Genomic DNA, 21,806 nt, shown 5'->3' on the forward strand with positions numbered 1-21,806 from the left:
ATCGCTTGCCGACAAGCCTCCGGGTAGCGTTGGTGTCAAGGGCACATGTGGACCCAATCAATCCCCGGCGATTGGTGCTGTATGTGACACCATGGCACTGGAAAATTTAAATCGATTAGATTATATCAGCCGCGTCAAAGCGACCGGCGTCAAAGCGGACAGACCATGACCAGCCAGATCATTCCCGTCGACCCGTTCGACTTCATCATTTTCGGCGGAACCGGCGACCTGTCGGAACGCAAGCTTCTGCCGTCGCTCTACCACCGGCAGCGCGATCACCAGTTTTCCGAGCCAACACGCATCATCGGCACGTCACGTTCGAAAATGACCGATGAGGAATTCCGGGCCTTTGCCAAGCAGGCGATTTCCGACCACGTGAAGCCGGCCGATATCGATGCCAAGGAATTGAAGACATTCCTTGCCCGCCTTTCCTACGTCTCGGCCGACGCGACCACTGGCGCGGGTTTCGACAAGCTGAAGAAGGCGATCGGCGACAGCAATGCCATCCGCGCCTTTTACCTGGCGGTGTCGCCGTCGCTGTTCGGCGACATCTCGCACAAGCTCAAGGAAAACAAGCTGATCACGCCGAATTCGCGCATCGTGCTGGAAAAGCCGATCGGCCGCGACCTTGCTTCGGCGCGCACGCTAAACGATCTGGTCGGCGACGATTTCCACGAAAGCCAGATTTTCCGCATCGACCACTATCTCGGCAAGGAAACGGTGCAGAACCTGATGGCGCTGCGCTTTGCCAACGCGCTTTACGAGCCGCTTTGGAACTCGGCCCATATCGACCACGTACAGATCACCGTGGCCGAGACGGTCGGGCTGGAGGATCGCGTCACCTACTACGACAAGGCCGGCGCGCTACGCGACATGGTACAGAACCATATCCTGCAGCTGCTCTGCCTAGTCGCGATGGAAGCGCCGTCTTCGATGGACGCCGATGCCGTGCGCGACGAGAAACTGAAGGTGCTCAGAGCCCTCAAGCGCATCAACGGCAATGAAGCACCCAAGCATACGGTGCGCGGGCAATACCGCGCCGGCGCCTCGGCCGGCGGGCCGGTGAAGGGCTATGTCGAGGAACTCGGCCACGACAGCAACACCGAAACTTTCGTCGCCATCAAGGCGGAGATCGGCAACTGGCGCTGGGCCGGCGTTCCATTCTATCTCCGAACCGGCAAAAGGCTGGCGACCAGGGTTTCGGAAATCGCCATCGAGTTCAAGCCGATCCCGCACTCGATCTTCGGCGACACCGCCGGACCGATCTTCGCCAACCAGTTGGTCATCCGGCTGCAGCCCGATGAGGGCGTCAAGCAGTTCATCATGATCAAGGATCCGGGGCCGGGCGGCATGCGACTGCGCCAGATCCCCCTCGACATGAGTTTCGCGCAGTCCTTCGATGGCCGCGCACCCGACGCCTATGAGCGGCTGATCATGGATGTTATCCGTGGCAACCAGACGCTGTTCATGCGCCGTGACGAGGTCGAGGCCGCCTGGAAATGGATCGACCCGATCCAGAACGCCTGGGAAAGTGCCCGGCAGGAGGCGCAAGGCTATACGGCGGGCACATGGGGACCATCGGCCTCCATCGCGCTGATCGAACGAGACGGGCGGACATGGCACGAGAGCAATTGAACACGGCCGCTTACGACTGGCACGCCTTCTTCGGGCGCGAGGAACTGGCTTCGGCCCTGGCCGACCGGATAGCCAGCCAGTTGACAAAGGCGATCGCCAAACGCGGCACGGCGCTGCTTGCCGTGTCAGGCGGCACCACGCCGGCGAGGCTCTTTGCCGTGCTTTCAACGAACCCAATCGCCTGGGACAAGGTGACGATCACGCTGGTCGACGAGCGTTTCGTGCCCGCCTCATCACCGCGCTCAAACGCGGGACTTGTGGCCGCCAATCTGCTGCGGAACGCGGCCAAGGCGGCACGTTTCGTGCCGCTGTATCAAGAGGCCACAAGCATCGAGGATGCGGCGGCTTCCGACAATGCGGCGCTACAGGCGCTTCCCTGGCCGCTAGACGTCGTCATCCTCGGCATGGGCGGCGACGGCCATACCGCCTCGTTCTTTCCCGATGCCGACGACCTGCCGGTCTTGCTGGATCCATCCTCGGACAGGATCGTCCTGCCGGTTCACGCGGCGAGCGCCGGCGAGCCCCGGCTCACGCTCTCACTGGCGCGGATCATCGATGCCGATTTCATCGCGTTGCACATAGAGGGCGAGGACAAGCGATCCGCCTTCGACGCTGCGGTCGCTCCTGGCCCCCGCAAGCCGATCCGTGCCGTGCTCGACGCCGCGCCGAGGCCCGTAGAGGTTTTCTGGGCGCCCTGATTTGAAGTTTACAGTGGTCCCGGCAACGGCGGGAGGATGTTTTCCGGGACCTCGCCTGAAAGGACCGACCGCAATGACCGCAAGACGCGACATCGAAGCCATCACCGAGCGCATCCGCCAGCGTTCGAAACCTGGCAGGGAGGCTTATCTCGGCCGCATCGCCGAGGCTTCCAACCGTTCCGCCAACCGAAGCGTGCTGTCCTGTGGCAACCTCGCCCATGGCTTCGCCGTCTGCAGCCCATCCGAAAAGGTGGCGCTGGGTGGTGACAAGGTGCCGAACCTTGGCATCATCACCTCCTACAATGACATGCTGTCGGCGCATCAGCCCTTCGAGACGTATCCGGCACTGATCAAGGACGCCGCGCGTGAAGCAGGCGGCATCGCGCAGGTGGCCGGCGGCGTGCCCGCCATGTGCGACGGCGTCACCCAGGGCCAGACCGGCATGGAGCTTTCGCTGTTTTCGCGCGATGTCATCGCCATGGCGGCGGCAATCGGCCTCTCGCACAACATGTTCGACGCGGCCGTCTATCTCGGCGTCTGCGACAAGATCGTGCCGGGACTGGTGATCGCGGCTCTGACCTTCGGCCATCTGCCGGCGGTCTTCGTTCCGGCCGGACCGATGACCACCGGCCTGCCCAATGATGAAAAAGCCAGGGTCCGGCAGCTCTACGCCGAAGGCAAGGTGGGACGGGCAGAGCTGCTCGAGGCCGAGTCCAAGTCCTATCACGGACCGGGCACCTGCACCTTCTACGGCACGGCGAACTCCAACCAGATGCTGATGGAGATCATGGGCCTGCACACGCCGGGCGCATCCTTCGTCAACCCCGGCACGCCGTTGCGCGACGCGCTGACCCGTGAGGCGACCAAGCGTGCGCTGGCGATCACCGCGCTCGGCAATGCCTACACGCCGGTCGGGCGAATGATCGACGAACGCTCGATCGTCAATGGCGTGGTCGGCCTGCACGCCACCGGAGGCTCGACAAACCACACCATCCACCTGATCGCCATGGCGGCGGCGGCCGGCATTGCCATCACCTGGCAGGACATATCCGACCTCTCGGAAGCGGTGCCGCTGCTGGCGCGGGTCTATCCCAACGGCCTTGCCGACGTGAACCATTTCCACGCCGCGGGCGGGCTTGGCTTCCTGATCCGCGAGCTGCTCGACGAAGGTGTCCTGCACGAGGATGTGCAGACGGTGTGGGGCGAAGGCCTGCGGCCTTACGCGGTCGAGGCCAGACTGGGCGACGACGGCAGCGTGGCGCGCCAGGCCGCGCCGCGCGAGAGCGGCGACGAAAAGGTTCTGGCGCCATTCAGCAAGGCGTTCCAGGCAACCGGCGGCTTGAAGGTGCTCTCGGGCAATCTCGGACACGCAGTGATCAAAACGTCCGCCGTGAAGCCGGAGCGGCGTATCATCGAGGCGCCGGCAAGGGTCTTCGACAGTCAGCAGGGTCTGAACGATGCCTTCAAGGCAGGCTCGCTGACCGGCGACTTCATCGCCGTCATCCGCTTCCAGGGGCCGAAGGCCAACGGTATGCCGGAATTGCACAAGCTGACCACCGTGCTCGGCATCCTGCAGGACCGCGGCCAGCGGGTCGCACTGGTGACGGACGGACGCATGTCAGGCGCTTCCGGCAAGGTGCCGGCGGCCATCCACGTCACGCCGGAAGCAGTCGAGGAAGGACCGATCTCCAGGCTCCATGACGGCGATATCATCCGGCTGGATGCCGATGCCGGTACGCTCGAGGTGCTGGTGCCGGCGCCGGAGTTCGCGCTGCGCCGAACGGCGGATGCCGATCTCATCGGCAACGAGTTCGGTTTTGGCCGCGAATTGTTCGCTGGTTTCCGGCAGCTGGTGGGCCGCGCCGACCATGGCGCCAGTGCATTCGGCACGCCCTGACAGCGTCGGTTCGCGTGAAGAAGGGTGGCTCAAGGCCGCCCTTCCAAGTGGCAAAAGGCGCTGCTCCTATTGCACCGTCAGTTCGGCCCGTCCTCCCGCTTTGACCGTGACACTGCTTTCCTTCGAACTGGTGTCCGACTTTCCGGCTACGACCACGTAATCGCCCGCCGGTATTACAGTCTGGTATTTCTGATCATAGGCATAGCCGATCGATTTGCGATTGCCGTTGACATCCTTCTTCGGGTCAAAGATCTCGATCTTCTCGGCGCCGGGCGCGGTAATGGCCAACACGCCGGCGTTCATCGCGATTTTCAGGTCCTGATGCTCGCCGGCCTTGATCGTGAATGGCTGCTCGACAACCGCCAGATCGACCGTCGCGACCACCACATAGTCGCCGGGCGGCAGCCAGAACTTGCTGTCGGGCCCATAGGAGTTGTCGACATTCTCCCTGGTACCGTCGATCCCCTTCTTCGCCTTGACGATCTGGAAGTCGATGCCGGAGCCATCGGCCTTGTCGCCGCCGGCAACATAGAAGGCGTTGACGTTGATGTTTCCGACACCGACGATCACATCCTTCTCCACCGTCTTGCCGGCTGCGAGCTGGATGGTTTCAGTAACCGTTCCACTGCCGATCTTGACCGTGACTTGCTGCTCGCCGGCTGGCACGATGACCGTGGAATTGCCATAGGAGGTGGTGCTGCCGCCCGGATAGACGAACTCGACCGTCGCGCCATCCAGAACATCGGCCCCCTCATTCGGCCGCGGATGAATGACGAGCGTGCCGGCATTCAAGGTGAAGACGGGCTTGTAGACCTGGCCAGCCTCGACCTTCAGCTTCTGCTCGGTCTTCACCTCGCCGTCGCGTGCGACAACAAGGTATTCGCCCGGCTCCAGATTGCCCTTGTAGGCACCGTATTCGGTTGTGACGAGGTCGCCTCGCGTGCCGTCGGCTTGAGCCTTGTAGATCTCCCACGCATTGCCGTCCGTCACAGCACTGCCGCCGTCTGCAAACACGGCGGTCGGCAGGAAATTGAATTCGGGCTTCTCGGGTGCGGGCGCGACAACGGGCGCGGCTTGCGCGGCAGGCCCAGGCTGTGGCGCGGGTGCTGGCGCCGGGGCGGCCGCGGCCATGGTTTCGACCAACGCGTCGCGGAGCGCCTTCTCGTCCGAAGCCTGGATGTATTTGCCCCCGGTGTTTTCAGCCAGGCATGCCACCTGCCTTCCCTCGTCTGAGTTCAGGCCGAAGCCGACGACGTCGGCGGTGAAATCGACACCGGACGCCTTCAACTCCTTGCCCAGCGCGCAGGGATCACCGCCGCATGTTTCTATCCCATCGGTGATGAGAACGACCTTGGCCTTGTCTTCCTTGTATTTCAAGGCTTCCGCCGCTTGCTTGACGGCTGCCGTCAGCGGTGTCTTGCCCAGAAATCTCAGGCCGTCGGCAGCCGTGGTGATCGCGCTTGCCGATCCCTGCCGCGGCGGCACGATCAGCTCGATATCCTCGCAACTGCCCTTCTCGCGATGGCCATAGGCCATGAAGCCGATCTCCCTGTCGGCCGGGATCGACTGCAGCACGGTCCTCAAGGATTGACGCGCGATTTCTTGCCTGGGCTTGCCGTCGATCTGCGACCACATGGAACCGGAGGCATCGAGTATGATGATCACGCGCTCGGCGGCGAAGCCATATGTCGTCGTGCAGAGAAGGAGCAGCGCCGCAGCGGCGCTCCGTGAAAATCCCACCATGTCAATCTCCCGAGAAGCCTCTGGTCCGCGTGCGAAAGCTATTTGACGTGGCCGCGAGGCACAAGCCCGAGCGTCGTCATCTCACGGCAAGCTGAGTGTGAATGGCTGAGGCAGAAGAGCCGGACTGAGGGCATGCCGGCCGGGCGAAACCGGCTCAGTATGTGGTGCGGCGCTCTTCGGACGGCGGCCGGCCGAACTGCAGCCGGTAGCTTTGCGCGAAATAGGAATGCGACGTGAAGCCGGTGGCGATCGCCACATCGAGAATCGGCATGTTGGTCTGGCGCAGCAATTCGCGTGCGCGCTCGAGGCGGAGCCGCATGTAGTAGCGGCCGGGGGTGACGCTGAGATGGCGCAGGAAGAGGCGTTCGACCTGACGCACCGAGAGGCCCGCCGACTTGGCAAGCTGTACCGCCGACAGCGGCTCGTCGAGATGATCGGCCATCAATTCGACGATCCGCCGCAGCTTCTCGGACTTGCCGGTCAGATCACGTTCAGGCCCCACGCGCTGACGGTCGCCGGCCGAGCGGATGCGCTCGTGCTGGAACTGATTGGCAACGCCGTTGGCGAGATTCGAGCCGAAATCACTGCGCACGATTTCCAGCATCAGGTCGATCGAGGTCGTGCCGCCGGCGCAGGTGTAGCGCTTGCGATCGATCTCGAAGACGTTGCCGGTGCAGTTGATGTCGGGGAAGCGCTCGACGAAGCCGGCGCGGTTTTCCCAATGGATGGTGCAGCGATACCCCTCGAGCTGGCCGGCCTCGGCGAGCAGATAGGATCCGACCGAGAGCGCGCCGAGCGCGTTGCCGCGCCGGCCCCAGCTGCGCAGCGCCGCCAGGACCTTGCTCTTGCCCGGAAATTCCGTCGTCAAGCCGACGGATACAAAGAGAATGTCCACCGGCGGCAGGTCGGCGACGCTGTAGTCGATCTTGAGCGGCAGGCCGTTGGAAGCCATGACCGGATCGCCATCGGCGGACACCGTGGTCCAGCCATAGAAATCGCTACCGAGCAGCCGGTTGGCCGAGCGGAACGTGTCGATCGCCGCGGCCAGCGAGAACATGGAGAACTTGTCGACCAGCAGGAACGCGAACTGCCGGCCGCCTTGAACGATCTCATTCACGGCCGGCCGTTCTGCGGGAACAGTGGGGTTAGGCAAAGCAGGCGCTCTCAGAAAGAGGGCCGTTTCAGTCCGGCCGCAAGGTAGGCGGAGGCTAGCGTATTGGCCATGAGCATTGCAATGGTCATCGGCCCGACGCCGCCTGGAACAGGCGTGATGGCGCCGGCCACCTTGGCGGCCTCGGCATAGGCGACGTCGCCAACCAGGCGCGACTTGCCCTCGCCCTTCTCGGGCGCCGGAATACGGTTGATGCCGACATCGATGACGGTAGCACCCGGCTTGACCCAGTCGCCCTTCACCATCTCGGGCCGACCGACGGCGGCGACCAGTATGTCGGCGGTCCGCGCCAGCGCCGGCAAATCCTTGGTGCGACTATGGGCAATGGTGACGGTGCAGTTGGCGGCGAGCAGAAGATTGGCCATCGGCTTGCCGACGATGTTGGAGCGACCGACGACAACCGCGTTGAGGCCGGACAGATCCTTGCCGCGCACGCGCTCGATCAGCAGCATCGAGCCGGCAGGCGTGCAGGGGACAAAGGCTGTTTCGAGCTCGCCCGTGCCGAGCTTGCCGACATTGATGAAATGGAAGCCGTCGACATCCTTTTCCGGAGCGATTGTCTGGATGATCTTGCCCGCATCGATATGGGCGGGAAGCGGCAGCTGTACCAGGATACCATTGATCGCGGGATCTGCATTGAGGTCGCCGATGATCTTCAGCAGGTCCTGCTCGGATGTTTGGACAGGCAGAGTGTGCTGCACCGAGAGGAAACCGCATTCCTTGGCGGTGCGGGATTTGGAGGCGACGTACACCTGGCTGGCCGGATCCTCGCCAACGATGACAACGGCAAGGCCAGGCTGGGCTTTGCCTTTCGCCGCAAGCTCGGCCGTCAAGGCCTTGACCTTGCGCACCACGTCCTCGGCGGCGCTCTTTCCGTCAATCACTTCAGCCATGACAACCCTCAACACTATCCACCCAAGGCGTCGCATCTGAAGCGCATATGCTTGTGCACCTCAACGCAATTCGCCAGCGCGGCATTTTCACGAAAATTCGGCGCGGCAATCCCGTCAATGCGCCGTCCGATGCCGTTAACTCGAAACAGACATGTTTTATTCGCCGCTCAGAAGTAGCGACGGCGCGCGCGGCTCTCGGTGAGCTCCTGAACCGCCTCGCGGAATTCGCGCAGGCTGGCGCGGATTTCCTCGATCGGGGTCTGCCCGGTAGCCTCCGAAGCCGTGGAGGCCGACGGATCCCGAGGATATGTGCCCTGCCGAGGCGCTACAGCCTGGGGAGCCGCCGGCTGCTGTGGATAGGACATCTGCCCTGCGTAGGGGGACGCGCCTTGTGGGTGGGCGTAGCCAACGGGCGGCGGCACCTGCCAAGACCGCGCCTGCGGGTAGCCCGCCTGCTGGGGATAGGAATAGGGCATAGCAGGGTTGGCAGCTTGCAGCGGCATCATGGGATGCGTCACAGGCGGTCGGGCCATGGGCTGCTGATGAGAAGCATAGGGACCGGCGTGCGGCGGGTAACCAGGCTGCTGGGGTACCATCGGCGTCGCCCGTTCGGGAACAGCTTGAGAGACAGGCTGGCTCGCACGGCTGTTGGCGGAGCCTTCAGCGACTGGCTTGCCAGGAGTTGTCTTGCGGAAGACCGAGAAAAAGGACCCAAGGCGACCTGGCCGGTCAGCGCCGACCACCGCGATTGGCCGAACGGACGGAGGCGCTGCCTGATAGGCCTTGTCCTCATAAGGCGTGCGGCGTTCGTCAGCGCTGTGGCGCGCTCTCGAATTGGCGGTATCACGCAAGCTCTCATAGACGCCGCGCATGGCACCAAGACCAACCCCTGAGGCCAGGCCCAGCAACAGTCCGGCCAGCGCAATGATGGCGCGCGACGGTCCCTTCGCCTCGAGCGGAGGGACGGCCGGGGAGATCACATTGATGTTGGCGGTGTTGATATTCTTCTGCTCGCCGGTTTCCTTGGAGCGCAGAAGATATTGCTCGTAGACGGAACGCTTGGCCGTTGCCTCGCGCTCCAGTTCGCGCATGGTGACGAGGTCGCTGTTGACGTCTCCGCTTTGCACTTTCGCCTGCGCCAGCCGGGAAGCCAGATCCTGTTCGAGTTGTACCGCGCGCTTCAGGTCGACCTGGAGCGAGGAGGCGATGCGGCGCAATTCGGCGGCAATCCGCTCGCGCGCGCCGGCAATCTGGGCGTCGAGAGCCTGGAGCTCGGGATGACGTGGCCCAAGCCGGACGGCGGCGCGGTCAGCCTCCTGCTTAAGCGTCGCATATTGCGAGCGCAGATCACTCATCGTGTTTGAGTTGATCTCCTCCGGCAACGTGCCGGTCAGAACGGAATTCACATCGATCGAACGCGCCGACGCTGCCCGGGCGTTGAGTTCCAGCGTGCGGGCGCGGGCAACGGAGAGCTGCTCGTTGAGCTTCAGCATCTGATCGTCACTGATCAAGTGCCCTTGAGCGTCGACAAGACCATGCGTGGCCCTGAAATCCTCGACCTTACGCTCGGCCGCCTCGACACCCTTGCGCAGTTCATCGAGCTTCGACGTCAGTTCGTCCGTGGCACGCCCGGCCATGTCGGACTGATATTGACCCGTCTCCTGCTGGAAGACGGCCCTCGTCGTGTTGGCGATAAGAGCCGACTTCTCGCCATCATGCGTGATGGCGCTGATGGAAACCACAAAGGTCTTGCCGGTGCGCTCGACCGACAGGCTCTCAGCCAGATTGCGAACGGCCAGCGCCCGGCGGCGAACGTCGTCGACACCGCCCGGTCCATCCTGTCGCGACAACACCGACCGGACCAGCGACATGACGCCGAGACCGCCGGAGCCCTGGCCATTGAACTCGGGATCGTCGACGAGATTGAGCTTGTCGACGACCTTGTTGAGAACGTTGCCGGACGTGAGCATCCTGATGCGGGTTTCGACGACAGCCAGCGCGGCATCGGGCTGCCCCACCGCCTGGGTAAGATCGCGGTCGGAAAGCTTGAGGTCGCCCGGTTCGATAACCAGTTCAGTGGTGGCCTCGTATTTCTTGGGCGTCGACAGGGCGATCGCGATGCCCAGCGCCGCGCCCAGGATCGTTGTCGTCACGATCAGCGCCTTCGACCTGGCAACGCCTCGGACCACCTGCATCGGATCGATCAGCGGCTTCCACCGCTGCGGATCCTCGTCACGCGACGATTGCTCTCCGCCGGCGATTCGGGGCTCCCCAGCCAAATGGGACTGGGCGGAACCGAAAGCGTCGGCGGCAGCGGGCTGTGGCTGTGGCTGTGGCTGTGGCTGTGGCTGTGGCTGTGGAACAGTTTGCGCGTAGCTTGCCGGGTCTGTCTCGGCCCCCAGCAATTCGGCGCTGGAATCATTCGCCCGTTTCCCACCCAGCCAACCCGGCAGCAAACCAGCCAGCCTGGATGACGCGTCCGTCTGGTCAGTTGCCTCGGGGAGCAGCGGGGTGGGTGTGAACTGTTGGTCCGTGCCAGGCTGACCAGCCTCGACGGCGGCGGAAGGCGTCGGATTCGCCCGCGCCTCACGCCGCGAACGTGCGAGGCGATGACGCGTGGCGGCATCCTCGCGCCATGAAGGATCTGTTCGATCGCCAATCGAGACCAGCGAAGCGTCAACGTCCTCCTCGCCGCGCACAGCCTGGCCAAGCGCGAGCAAGGACCGCTCGCGCTTCCAGTCTTCACGGTTTTCCCTGTCGACCATGGTCTTTGAGCTTTACTCTTGGCAGTGGGGCGGCGGGGCGGCCATTCGTTAAGCCACGCTAAAGAGGCATAGGAAACAAAAGGTTAATTTTGGGGAACCAGAAGCAAAGTTTCCCGCCTCGATTGCACACTTTTCCAAATGCACTCAATGGCTTCAGAACGGCACGTTAAGCTTTCCCATCTATCTTTCCGGGACGCATGACGACACAGGCCAGTGACATACCGCAAAGGCGGCCCCTCGCCCGGATCGGCTCTTTCCTGGCCGAACGACGGAAGCTTCTCCTCGACTATTTCTCGGCGATCAGCGGCGCCGGCGGGCGGCTGGTGTTTTCGCTCGCCTATTTCATCGCGCTCGCCAACACATTGTCGATCTCCGAATTCGGTATGTTCGCGACGGCATCCGCCGCCGGCGTCATGCTGTCGCGCATCCTCGCCTTCGGCTTCATCTCGGCGCTTTATCGCACCGCCACAATCCGCCCCAGGCTGATCGGCACGTTCACCGCCGGTTTCCTGATGCTTGGCGTGGCCTCGCTGCCGGTGCTGGCGGCAGCCTCCTACGGTGTCTATCTGATTTTCTTCGCCAGCACCGTGCCGCTGGCGGTGTTCGCGGCGATCGTGTTCGCCGAGGCCCTTCTTTGGCGGCCGGTGGAGGTGGCGCTGATCGTCAACAACGGTCTCGGCAAATTCGGCCGCGCCGCATTTCTGGCGATCCTGGCAACGGCCTTGCGGGCGCTGGGCGCCGTGCTTTTCATGTTCAGTGCGGAGCGGACCGTCGGCGTCTGGTCCTGGTACTATATCGGCGCCAACGCGGCCTCGCTGCTGCTAGCCTTCGGCTTCTTCTATCCGCGCCAGCGTCTGCGGCTGCGTACGGAACTCTATTTGCGGCGGCTCGCAGATTCCATTTATGTGGCCGGTGCCGAAGTGCTGTTCTACCTTCAGTCGGAGTTCGACAAGCTGCTGGTGCTGGCGATCGGCGGCCCGCATCTGGCCGGTATCTATGCCATCATCATGCGGCTGGTCGACCTGACGGCGATTCCCATCCGTACCTTCTCGATGATGCTGGTGCAGCGCATGATGCGCGCGCCGGACATGTTGTCCCGGCTGACGGTCAAAAGCGGTATCGAAGGCGGCGTTTTCGTCGTCTCGACCTCAGCGCTGCTGGCGCTTGGCATCGTACTGCACTTCTTCCCCAACGCGCTGGGCAAGAATGTCTCCGAAGCGGCGCCTCTGGTGGCACTGGCGATCTGCGTTCCCGGCTTGCGAAATCTTGTCGAATACCAGGCCGAGTTGCTGTTCGCGCGCGGCCAGACACTGGTGCGGGCAATCAATCTCGGACTGCTCGCCGGGCTGAAGGCGCTGCTTCTGACCTATGTGCTGACAACCATCTCCGACACGCCCAGCCTCGTGCTTTCGCTCAACGTGGTTTTCCTGTTGATGTATCTCGCGTCGGCCCTGCTCACCTATTCGGCGATGCGCAAGCCGGCCAAGCCGGTCTAGCGGCTACGCCGGCTTGCTGTTTCCGAAACGCCGATATTCGAGGTCAGCCGCCAAGCCCGATCAGCCGGCGGATGCGGCCAATATCCGTGCCGATGAAGGACTGCATGCCGATGGCCACCTGTTCCGGCGCCATGGCCGCGACGAAGCGACGAAATTCGTCGTCCGACAATGCCTCGCCGGTCCAATGGACACGGCAGAGCTCTTCCGAGCCATGGAAATGGCCGGCGCCGCCCAGCACGTCATCGACATAGCGGCCGTATATCATGCATTCGGAGAATTTGCGCTCCGAACCGATGACCTGAACCCAGCCGCGGCCGTGGACTTTCTCGATCTCGGCACACATCGCCGTCACGGTTTCGCGATGCCACGCGATCAGCGTCGAAATATAGTCATGGGTCGAAACCACGGCTTCATCGATGCCAAGAACCGCACCAGCGTTGCGCGACCAGATGCGCTGTTCCTCGTGGCCGCTGTTCTCCAGCACGCCATCCCGGCGAAAAAGGCGCACCTTGCCGTTGCGCCAAAAGGCGCCGCAATCGAAGGACCTGAGGAAGGCGACATCGGAATCGCAGAAGATCAGCACGTCTTCCCTGGCATGCGCGGCGATGGCGATACGGCGCAGCTGCTGCACATGCCAGCCGCGTAGTGGCATCGTCTTCAGGCTCAACCAGATGCGCCGGCGAAGCAGGCTGAGCGGATCGTCGAAGGCGTGCAGCCAGCGCGGCAGCAGGGCCCGTTCGTCGACAATCGTGCGGCGGCCGTCCTGCAATTGTCGAAACAGCGTCACGTCGCGCTGTTCGACCAGGATATAGTGATGCGCCATACCTGAAACATGACGGTCGATCGTTTCGCACAACAGGCGGCAGCGCTCAAAATCCGGCGCGTAGCTGGCCGTCACGATCGCGGCCGTGGGCATCTGGGGAAGCATGCCCGGCTCGACATCGGCACCTGGAACGAAGCGGCTGTTCAAAGGGCCTCTCCAGCAGGATCGGTCCGGCGCGACAGTTTCTGACGGACGACGCGCCACAGAAACAACGGATTGCCGACCACGTATCGGCGCCAGAGCCGACCTGGTTCGACGATCAGCCGAAACAGCCATTCCACCCGCAGCCTGCGCATCCACAAGGGCGCGCGCGGCACCGTACCGCTTAGGAAATCGAGCAGTGCGCCGACGGCGATCGGCAGTGTGCAGTGGCGCTGGTCGATGTGGCGCGCAATCCACAATTCCTGCCGGGGAACCCCCATGGCGACAAGCAGTATGTCCGGTCGCAACTTGGCGATCCGATCGACAATCCCCTGCTCCTGCTCGGCCGAAAAATAGCCGTCGTGGATGACAACGAATGTGTGCTGCACCGCGAGCGCGGCCAACTTTACCGAGGCCGCCTCGGCATTGACCCTTGTTGCGCCGAGGAGCCCAACGGTGAGCGGCCTGGCCGACGCCTGCAGGAACGCGGGGATGAAATCCGTGCCGTTGAGATTGTCGGGAAACGGCGCCCCGTAGAGCAGCTTGGCGGCCACATCCACACCCACCCCGTCCGGCAGGATGAGGAAATCGTCGAGCGCCTCGGCAAAGACCGGGTCCGTACAGGCAATATTGGCATTGTGCGCGTTGAGAAAACTGATCTTGGTGAAGCGCCGCTCGGCAACAAGGCGCGCAAGCAGCGCAATCGCATCATCCCAGCGGATGGAGAGCACCGCGATGCCCAGGATCGTCTTCAGATTGTCGAGGCCGGATACAGAGCGGGCGGAATGCATGTTCATGCATAGGCCTCCTGCTTGACGGGTCCAAGCTTCTCCAGGCCGTGCCTGATCGCGGCGTCGAGCGCCTTGACCTGACGGTGATGGAACGCGCTGCCGTCTACGTCCCTGACATTGCCGGCGGCCACTTCCAGCGCGCCGGCAAAGGCGATGGGATCGTCGGTGACGACACAGTTGGCAGGGCGGTGGTCGATGCCACGCAGCGAGCGGCTTGTCGCGACAGACGGCAGGCCGAGTTCGAAAGTCTCGATTGTCTTGAGCTGCACACCGCTGCCTGCCGTGCTGATCAGCGGGATGACGGCCGCACTGCGCACGAAGGCTTCGGCATCCGGCACGCGTCCAACAAATTTGACGCCGGGATGCGTCGATGCAACGCCCGACGGCACGCTGCCCGCGATCCTGAGGCGGAAATCCTGCCTCAGATGCGGCACGACCCTGTCCAGGAACCAGTCGAGCCCGATGCGATTCGGCTGCCAGGTCCATGTGCCGATCAGCGCCGCATCGCAATCGATCTGGCGCGGCTCCCTTTGCTTCGGCGCCTGCTTGAACGTCACCAGCGGCAGCACCGCCGAGCGGTCGCCGTCGGCGACACCAAGTGCGGCACGGTCTTCCTCGGCCAGCGTGAAGACAAAACGCGCGCGTCGGCAGAGCCGCTCTTCCATTGTCTTGAGCAGCCGCGCCTCGCGGCGGAACAGAAATCGCTGGAAGAGACTGCCCGCGGCAGCTGCGTTCTCCTGTGCCGAGCGATGTTCGACATTGTGCGCAACGAAGATCGACGGCCGATCGTCGAAGAGCTTTTCGAATGCGCCGGTGAATTGCACGGAATTCAGCACATAGCCGTCGAACGGGCCGGCATGCCTGATGGCGGCTAGAACCTGGCTGTCGGAGACCGCGCGCAACTTCACCGATGCGAATGTGAGACCTGACAGCATCGCCCTGGCAACCCAGGCAAGCTTCTGCCGCGACGACGCGTTTTCGGTGCGCACGTCGAGGGCGCCGAGCACGATGGTGTTTTCGGGATCGACGGGTAGTTTTCCCGGCCAGGTAAAGCCGATGACGGTGACGCGCGCGCCGGCACGCCGCAAGGCAGCGATGATCGCCGCGTTGGCAATCTCATAACCCGAGGCGAGAGCACCGTCGGGCACGATCGATGTGGCGAACAGCAGATGCATCTCACCTATCCTGTGGTTTAGCGGGTAGCAAAGCGCGGTGAACCCTTGATTAAACGAGCACAATGGCCATCGGAAAGACTTGGGTTTGCAGTCTTGTCCGTGAAAGGTGATTAACGAAACCTTATCATCGTGGTGCTAACCCAGATGCAAACTCACCGTGCGGCTGGATGCGTATGAACCCTTTGCCATCGGACAGTTCGGTATCGATCGCGGGACGGTCCGCCGGGCTTGTGACCGAAGTGGTTGATGTGGTCGTCACACTGCCAACCTTCAAGCGCCCCGATCAGGTGCTGGAAACGCTGGCTTCGCTGAAGGCGCAGGAAACCGCACGGCGCTTCGCCGTCATCGTCATGGAAAACGAGGCCGAAGCGCGCGCCGGCGCCAATGCGGCACTGCCGGTGTTCGAACGAGGCGACATCCCCGGCATGGTGATCATCGCGCATCAACGCGGCAATTGCAGCGCCTACAATGCCGGCTGGCAGACCGCGATCCTGCATTTCCCGAACTTCCGACACCTGCTGGTCATCGACGATGACGAGATCGCCGGGCCGCAATGGCTCGAACGCATGTGCAAGGCCGCCGAAACGCTTGGCGCCGACATAGTCGGCGGCCCGCAAGTGCCGGTCTTCGCCGACCCAGCCCACGCGAAATGGGCCGAGCACCCGGTTTTCGCGCCACCCTATCGCAAGACCGGGCGCGTGCCCGCGCTTTATTCGTCGGGCAACCTCCTGGTGGGGCGCGATGTGCTTGCCGCCATGGGCCCGCCCTTTCTCGATCTCAGATTCAATTTCATGGGCGGCGGCGATTCCGATTTCCTCAGCCGTTCGGCACAGAAAGGTTTCGTGCTTGGCTGGTGCGCGGAAGCGAAGGTGTTCGAGACCGTTCCGGCCCGACGTGTCGAGGCCGACTGGATCCGCGCCCGCAGCCTGCGCAACGGCGTGATCTCGACGCTGGTTGAGAAGAAGAAACGCGCCGGCACCCCGATGGCCGGCGTGAAAGTTTTCCTGAAAAGCCTGGCGCTGCTTGCCGCTTCGCCATTTCGCGGAGCGATCAGACTGGCGCGGACGGGATCACCGGCCGCGGCAGCCTATCCAGTCCATGTCGCACTCGGCCGGGTGCTTGCCGAATTCGGATATGCCAATGAGCAGTACCGGCAGCCTGAGAAGAACTGAGCGCGCGCCACTCAGTGCGGCGTTCACGCGGGATGGCGTCGCCACCGCGATCGCCGCGCTGCTGTTCACCGTGATCATCGTGTCCTTCCGCCCGTTCCAGCCTGCCGGCGCGGAGCTGACGGGCGATGGCGGCGATATCGTCAACCAGCTAGGTTTCGGTTCGCTCGGCGCCGTCTCGATCTTCTCGCTGATGGCATTCGCCGAGCCTCGCGTGGTGCGCTCGCTGCTCAGCCCGTCCTGGCTGCTGATGCTGGGCTTCTTCATGCTTTCGGTGGTGATGGCCACCGATCCGGCATCGGCGATGCGCGCGGCGTCGTTCACGCTGATCGGCATCCTGACCATGGCAACCATCCTGGTGCTGCCGCGTGACGCCGAGGCGTTTTCAAGCGTCATCATCTTTACCGCCTGTATGGTCATGGGCCTCTCCTATGTCGGACTTTTCGTGTTTCCCAACGAGGCGCTGCACACGGTGAATTCAACCGAGCCGGAGCATGCCGGCTTGTGGCGCGGCGTGTTCACCCACAAGAACATTGCCGGTCCAATCATGGCCTGCTTCAGCTTCGCCGGCCTCTACCTCTTCCGGCGCGGGCGCCGCAAAGCCGGCATCGCCATCTTCTGTGCGGCGATGATCTTCATGTTTCACACCGGCTCAAAGACGACAGCTGGGCTGGTGCCGTTTTCTGTCCTGATCGTCATGTTTCCAAGCCTTATGGGCATGCGACTGGGTACGCCGATCCTTTTTGCGCTGGCCATCATCGCCACGGCCGTCGGCACGCTCGGCATCGTCTTCCTGCCGCCGGTGAAGCATCTGGCAACCGTCTATTTCCCCGATTTGACATATACCGGGCGCACAACGCTGTGGGAGTTCGCCGGCAGCATGCTGGCGAAGAAGCCATGGACAGGCTACGGCTACGAAAGTTTCTGGGGCACGCCGCTACTACTCAACCAGGACCAGCCCTTCGACCGGCCATGGGATATCCGCACCATCGTGCACGGCCATGACGGCTATCTCGACATCGCGGTGCTGATGGGCATCCCGGCACTTTGCGTGGCGGTCTACACATTCCTCATCGCGCCAATGCGCGATTACATGCGCATTCCCCTGCGCAAGGAAAACATATATCTCGGCGACTTCTTCATGATGGTGGTGCTGTTCACGGCACTCAATGCTTTCCTCGAAAGCTTCTTTTTCCATCGCGGCGACCCGGTCTGGCTGTTCTTCGTGCTCGGCGTGCTTGGCCTCAGACAAGTGTCTCTGCGGCCAATCCCGGCGCGCGATCGATCCTGAGAAGAGCCTCGCCACGGATCCGCGAGCGTTAAGTTTCCTTGAGCGTAATCCTTCCCGAAAATCGATTTCGATTTTCGGGGCCATGCGCTATGGGAGAACCTTCTTTCGGAGGGTTCCATGGCAATCAAGCTTGTTCTCGCCGGTTGCGGCAATATGGGTTACGCCATGCTTTCGGGCTGGCTGAAATCGGGCAAGCTGGCGCCATCGGCGGTTTTCGTGGTCGAGCCCAATGCCGAACTGCGCCAGCGCGCGGAGGCGCTCGGCTGCGGCGGCGCGGCGGACGCAAGCGCGATCCCGGCCGATGCCGCGCCGGCGCTCGTCGTCATCGCCGTCAAGCCGCAGGTGATCCGGGAGGTGACTTCGGCCTACAAACGTTTCGGCGACGGTCGCACCACCTTCGTCAGCATTGCCGCCGGCACTCCGGTCGCCACGTTCGAGACGGTCCTGGGCGATCGCGCGCCGATCATGCGCTGCATGCCCAACACACCGGCGGCAATCGGCAAGGGCATGATGGTGGTGTTTTCCAACCAGTTGGTCTCGGATGAGACGAAGCGTTCCGTTGCCGACCTGCTGTCGGCAAGCGGAGAAGTTACCGATATTGATGACGAGGGCCTGATGGATGCGGTGACCGCCGTGTCGGGATCCGGCCCCGCCTACATCTTTCACTTCATTGAAGCGCTGACGGTGGCGGCGGAAAAGGCAGGGCTGCCCAGCAAGACCGCCAAGCTGCTGGCCATGCAGACGGTCTATGGCGCCGCCTCGCTGGCCGCAGAAAGCCATGAGGAACCGGGCGTGCTGCGCCAACAGGTGACCAGCCCCAATGGAACGACGGCGGCGGCACTCGGCGTTCTGATGGGCGAGGACCGGCTGACTAACCTTCTTACCGAGGCGGTGGAAGCGGCGCGGCTGCGATCGGTCGAACTGGGGAAATAGGTCTATTCGGCTCCAGACCTCAGCTTGCCCCGTACAGCATCTCGTCTTGAAGTCGGCGTAGGGCGAACAGTCTCGTCGTCTGGTCAGGCGCGGCATTGTCCGTGGTCAGCAATTCGCCCTTCCTGACCGGCTTCAGCACCTTGCCGCCCTCCAGCAGGCCGACCGGCATGGCATGTTGCGCGCGGGCCTCGCCCACGGTCATGGTCCACGAGCGATAGCAGGTCTCGCCGACCGCATCGAAGGTCTCGCCGGCGGCAAGGTCCCGCTTGGCCACCGCGCAGACCTCGGCCACCGGCCTTGGCAGAGGCACCATGTCCGGCTTGCCGAACAGCATGATGCGCGCCGCCGTCAGCGGCACCTCCAGGGATGTCAGGTGATAGGGCCGGAAGAGACTGTAATAGGGGCCGTGGCCGATATGCAGATCGTCCAAGCGCTCGATGATGCGCGGATGCGTGGCCTCGACGATGACGAAGACGCCGGGCGCCACGCCCTTGCCGACGGTGTAGTCGACGACGCCCTTCTTCAACAGAAGCCCGCCATCCTCGCGTGGGATGAGCACCTTGGCCAGATCATCGCGATCGGCCTTGGGTCCATGCATGCCGGGTACATCCGGCACCAAGCCGGTGGCGTTGGCGATGGCGCACATCTCGACCATGGTCTTCGAGCCGTCGACGAATTCGACGAGCATGCGCGGGTTCATGTTGCGGCGTATCGCTTCCTCGCGATAATCGTCGGGCACGGCATCGTGGTTGAGCGGGTTGTTCTTGCCCTTGCCGGCCGAGACGATGGTCAGGCCAAGCGCCGAGGCGAATTCGATCAGTTCCATGCAGCTTGACGGCTCGTCGCCGGCGCCGACCGAATAGACCACGCCGAGCCGATCGGCCTGCTGCTTGAGATAACAGCCGATGGTGACGTCGGCCTCGACATTCATCATCACCAGATGCTTGCCGTGCTCCATCGCCGACAGGCAGAAGTCGGCGGCAACACCGGGTTTTCCCGTGGCGTCGATGACGACATCGATCAACGGATTGGTCACCAGCATTTCGTTGGAGGTGATGGCGATCCTGCCACTCTCGATGGCGCTTGTGACTTTCGATGCGGTGTCCGCCTCGACCGCCATCGCCTCGTCGCCATAGGCGATGCGGATCGCATCGCGCGCGGTATGCGGACGGCGGGTCGAGACGGCACAGACAGAGATGCCCGGCATCAGCATGCCCTGCGTCACCAGATCGGTGCCCATCTCGCCCGAGCCGATGACGCCGATGCGCACCGGGCGGCCCTCGGCGGCCCGCCTGGCGAGATCGCGGGCAAGCCCGGTCAGGGAGACGTTGGTCATGCGCGAGCGTCCATTTCTTGATCCGCGCCGGATTAGCAGGGATCGGACCCGTTTTGCCAACGAAACCGCAGGCCAGCGGCAATTTCGAACGGAATCATGCCGATAAAGCGCGTTTCATTGCCCGGTGACATCCGGCTGCCGAGGGTCGATTGGCCCAAAGGGTTGCCAATTGACATTGTAGCGAACAGCAATAATAAAACTTTCGTTCGCCAACAAAGGCAAATGTTCACCGAAACATCTTCAACCGGTGAGCATAGCGCATTGCGTTGGGTTGGGGAGTGCCTCTGTACCGGGACGGCAACAGGGGCTTTGGTTCAAATCAGTGGAGCATCGTTGCAAGGCGTCGAGCCGATAACTCGATGCTCCAGGGGGAGAAAGAATGGATACTATTCTCGCGGGCTTCAAGGGAGCCATCGACACGCTTGGACCGACGATCCTGCTGCCGATCGTCATTTTCATCATCGCCGTGGTTCTCGGCGCCAAGGTCAGCAAGGCGTTTCGCGCCGCCGTCACCATCGGCGTCGCCTTCATCGGCATCAATCTCGTGCTTGGCCTCATGTTCACGTCGATCGGCGACGTCGCCAAGGCCATCGTCACCAACACCGGCATCCACCGTGACATCATCGATGTCGGCTGGCCTTCGGCCGCGGCAATCGCCTTCGGCTCATCGGTCGGCCTGTGGGTGATCCCGGTCGGTATCCTTGTCAACATCGTGCTCCTGCTGACGCGCATGACCCGCACGCTCAATGTCGACGTCTGGAATTTCTGGCACTTCGCGTTCGTCGGCTCGCTTGTCGTCGCGGCCACGGACAATCTGGCCTACGGCATCGCCGTCGCCGCGCTTGTCGCCGCGCTGTCGCTGCTCTTCGCCGACTGGTCGGCACGCGCGGTGCAGCAGTTCTACGGCGTGCCCGGCATCTCCGTGCCGCATCTCGCCTCGGCGCAGATCCTGCCGATCGCCATCGTGCTCAACTGGATCATGGACCGTATCCCCGGAATCAACCGCATCAACATCAACACCGAGACCATCGAGCGTCGGTTCGGCGTGTTCGGCGAACCGGTGGTGCTGGGTCTCATCATCGGCCTCGTGCTGGGTGCGATCGCCTTCTACAATGCGGGCGATCTCAGCGTGGTGCTGGCCAAGGTTCTGGGTACCGGCATGACGCTGGCCGCGGTGATGCTGCTCTTGCCGCGCATGGTGAAGATCCTGATGGAAGGCCTGCTTCCGGTTTCGGATGCGGCCCAGGAGTTCGTGCGCAAGCGCACCGGCGACCGCGAGTTGCTCGTTGGCCTGGATTCCGCGATCCTGATCGGGCATCCCGCGGCGATCTCGTCGTCACTGATCCTGGTGCCGATCGCCATCGTCCTGTCCGTCATCCTGCCGGGTAACCGCGTCATCCTGTTCGCCGACCTGGCGGTCATCCCCTTCATAGTGGCCATGACCGCGCCGTTGGTCAAAGGCAACGTGTTCCGCATGGTGGTGATCGGCACGGTGACGCTGGCGATCGGCTTCTACGTCGCCAACGCGCTCGCCCCGCTGTTCACCAGCGCCGCCGTCGCATCGGGCTTCAAGCTGCCAGCGGATGCCCTGCAGATCACCTCCGTGGTCGACGGCTTCCTGTGGGTTCCCTATGTGATCATAGAGGCGATCCAGGGACTTGGGCTCATCGGCATCCTCGTCATCGCCGTGGTCATCGCCGCGCTGTTTGTCCTCTACCGCCGCAATACCCTCGGCTGGGAACGCGCCGCCGGCGCCGAGGACGAACCCGCGGAAGGCACGGCTTGATCTTCATCACGCCTTCAATTTGAAACGATCGTGCGCCCTTCCCGGGCGCACGATTTTATGGAC

Annotated in this window: 16 protein-coding genes; 8 read left to right on the plus strand and 8 right to left on the minus strand. The window is 63.1% G+C overall.

What is annotated here, in order from left to right:
- Positions 1–165 precede the first annotated feature (165 nt).
- From zwf to edd, 3 genes are all read left to right on the plus strand, one after another.
- Positions 166–1,635, plus strand: a complete 1,470-nt coding sequence (gene zwf, locus ACO07C_RS12300) for a glucose-6-phosphate dehydrogenase (protein WP_421914432.1) — start codon at positions 166–168, stop codon at positions 1,633–1,635.
- Positions 1,617–2,333, plus strand: a complete 717-nt coding sequence (pgl, locus tag ACO07C_RS12305) for a 6-phosphogluconolactonase (RefSeq protein ID WP_421914433.1) — start codon at positions 1,617–1,619, stop codon at positions 2,331–2,333. The genes zwf and pgl overlap by 19 nt, the downstream gene beginning before the upstream one ends.
- 73 nt (positions 2,334–2,406) lie before the next feature.
- A complete protein-coding gene (gene edd, locus ACO07C_RS12310) occupies positions 2,407–4,230 on the plus strand; it encodes a phosphogluconate dehydratase (protein ID WP_421914434.1) in 1,824 nt (607 codons plus the stop codon).
- A 66-nt stretch (positions 4,231–4,296) separates the two neighbouring features.
- On the opposite strand, the gene ACO07C_RS12315 is transcribed toward edd, so the two are convergent.
- The 4 genes from ACO07C_RS12315 to ACO07C_RS12330 all read right to left on the minus strand — a co-directional run bounded on the left by ACO07C_RS12315 (position 4,297) and on the right by ACO07C_RS12330 (position 10,802).
- Positions 4,297–5,973 (minus strand): vWA domain-containing protein, encoded by a 1,677-nt coding sequence (locus ACO07C_RS12315; protein WP_421914435.1) that lies wholly within the window; start codon positions 5,971–5,973, stop codon positions 4,297–4,299.
- Positions 5,974–6,127: 154 nt separating this feature from the next.
- The gene (locus ACO07C_RS12320) at positions 6,128–7,126 is read right to left on the minus strand and encodes a GlxA family transcriptional regulator (protein WP_421914436.1); all 999 of its coding nucleotides are present in this window, start codon (positions 7,124–7,126) and stop codon (positions 6,128–6,130) included.
- Between the two features lie 11 nt (positions 7,127–7,137).
- The gene (folD, locus tag ACO07C_RS12325) at positions 7,138–8,037 is read right to left on the minus strand and encodes a bifunctional methylenetetrahydrofolate dehydrogenase/methenyltetrahydrofolate cyclohydrolase FolD (protein ID WP_421914437.1); all 900 of its coding nucleotides are present in this window, start codon (positions 8,035–8,037) and stop codon (positions 7,138–7,140) included.
- Positions 8,038–8,204: 167 nt separating this feature from the next.
- Positions 8,205–10,802 (minus strand): GNVR domain-containing protein, encoded by a 2,598-nt coding sequence (locus ACO07C_RS12330; RefSeq protein WP_421914438.1) that lies wholly within the window; start codon positions 10,800–10,802, stop codon positions 8,205–8,207.
- Positions 10,803–10,999: 197 nt separating this feature from the next.
- Here ACO07C_RS12330 and ACO07C_RS12335 point away from each other — a divergent pair, with 197 nt between their 5' ends.
- The gene (locus tag ACO07C_RS12335; protein ID WP_421914439.1) at positions 11,000–12,298 is read left to right on the plus strand and encodes a lipopolysaccharide biosynthesis protein; all 1,299 of its coding nucleotides are present in this window, start codon (positions 11,000–11,002) and stop codon (positions 12,296–12,298) included.
- Positions 12,299–12,341: 43 nt separating this feature from the next.
- On the opposite strand, the gene ACO07C_RS12340 is transcribed toward ACO07C_RS12335, so the two are convergent.
- The 3 genes from ACO07C_RS12340 to ACO07C_RS12350 are packed head-to-tail and all read right to left on the minus strand — an operon-like array spanning position 12,342 to position 15,228.
- Positions 12,342–13,268, minus strand: coding sequence for a DUF6492 family protein (locus ACO07C_RS12340; protein ID WP_421914440.1), 927 nt, complete (start codon positions 13,266–13,268; stop codon positions 12,342–12,344).
- On the minus strand, positions 13,265–14,059 hold the full coding sequence (locus ACO07C_RS12345) for a WecB/TagA/CpsF family glycosyltransferase (RefSeq protein WP_421914441.1): 795 nt from the start codon (positions 14,057–14,059) through the stop codon (positions 13,265–13,267). Before ACO07C_RS12345 ends, ACO07C_RS12340 begins: the two co-directional genes overlap by 4 nt.
- Positions 14,056–15,228, minus strand: a complete 1,173-nt coding sequence (locus ACO07C_RS12350; RefSeq protein WP_421914442.1) for a glycosyltransferase — start codon at positions 15,226–15,228, stop codon at positions 14,056–14,058. The genes ACO07C_RS12345 and ACO07C_RS12350 overlap by 4 nt, the downstream gene beginning before the upstream one ends.
- 173 nt (positions 15,229–15,401) lie before the next feature.
- Here ACO07C_RS12350 and ACO07C_RS12355 point away from each other — a divergent pair, with 173 nt between their 5' ends.
- From ACO07C_RS12355 to proC, 3 genes are all read left to right on the plus strand, one after another.
- Positions 15,402–16,400, plus strand: coding sequence for a glycosyltransferase family 2 protein (locus tag ACO07C_RS12355; RefSeq protein WP_421914443.1), 999 nt, complete (start codon positions 15,402–15,404; stop codon positions 16,398–16,400).
- Positions 16,369–17,688 carry an O-antigen ligase family protein gene (locus tag ACO07C_RS12360; RefSeq protein ID WP_421914444.1) on the plus strand — a complete coding sequence of 440 codons (1,320 nt, stop codon included), beginning with the start codon at positions 16,369–16,371 and terminating at the stop codon, positions 17,686–17,688. The genes ACO07C_RS12355 and ACO07C_RS12360 overlap by 32 nt, the downstream gene beginning before the upstream one ends.
- Before the next feature lie 117 nt (positions 17,689–17,805).
- Positions 17,806–18,621 carry a pyrroline-5-carboxylate reductase gene (gene proC, locus ACO07C_RS12365; protein WP_421914445.1) on the plus strand — a complete coding sequence of 272 codons (816 nt, stop codon included), beginning with the start codon at positions 17,806–17,808 and terminating at the stop codon, positions 18,619–18,621.
- 19 nt (positions 18,622–18,640) lie between these two features.
- Here the strand turns inward: proC and ACO07C_RS12370 are convergent, their stop codons facing one another.
- Positions 18,641–19,957, minus strand: a complete 1,317-nt coding sequence (locus ACO07C_RS12370; protein ID WP_421914446.1) for an NAD(P)H-dependent oxidoreductase — start codon at positions 19,955–19,957, stop codon at positions 18,641–18,643.
- Between the two features lie 379 nt (positions 19,958–20,336).
- Between ACO07C_RS12370 and ACO07C_RS12375 the strand changes: the two genes are divergently transcribed.
- On the plus strand, positions 20,337–21,743 hold the full coding sequence (locus ACO07C_RS12375; RefSeq protein WP_421914447.1) for a PTS galactitol transporter subunit IIC: 1,407 nt from the start codon (positions 20,337–20,339) through the stop codon (positions 21,741–21,743).
- The last annotated feature ends 63 nt before the right edge of the window (positions 21,744–21,806 follow it).

This window comes from Mesorhizobium sp. (genome assembly GCF_965229135.1).
GTDB lineage: Bacteria > Pseudomonadota > Alphaproteobacteria > Rhizobiales > Rhizobiaceae > Mesorhizobium.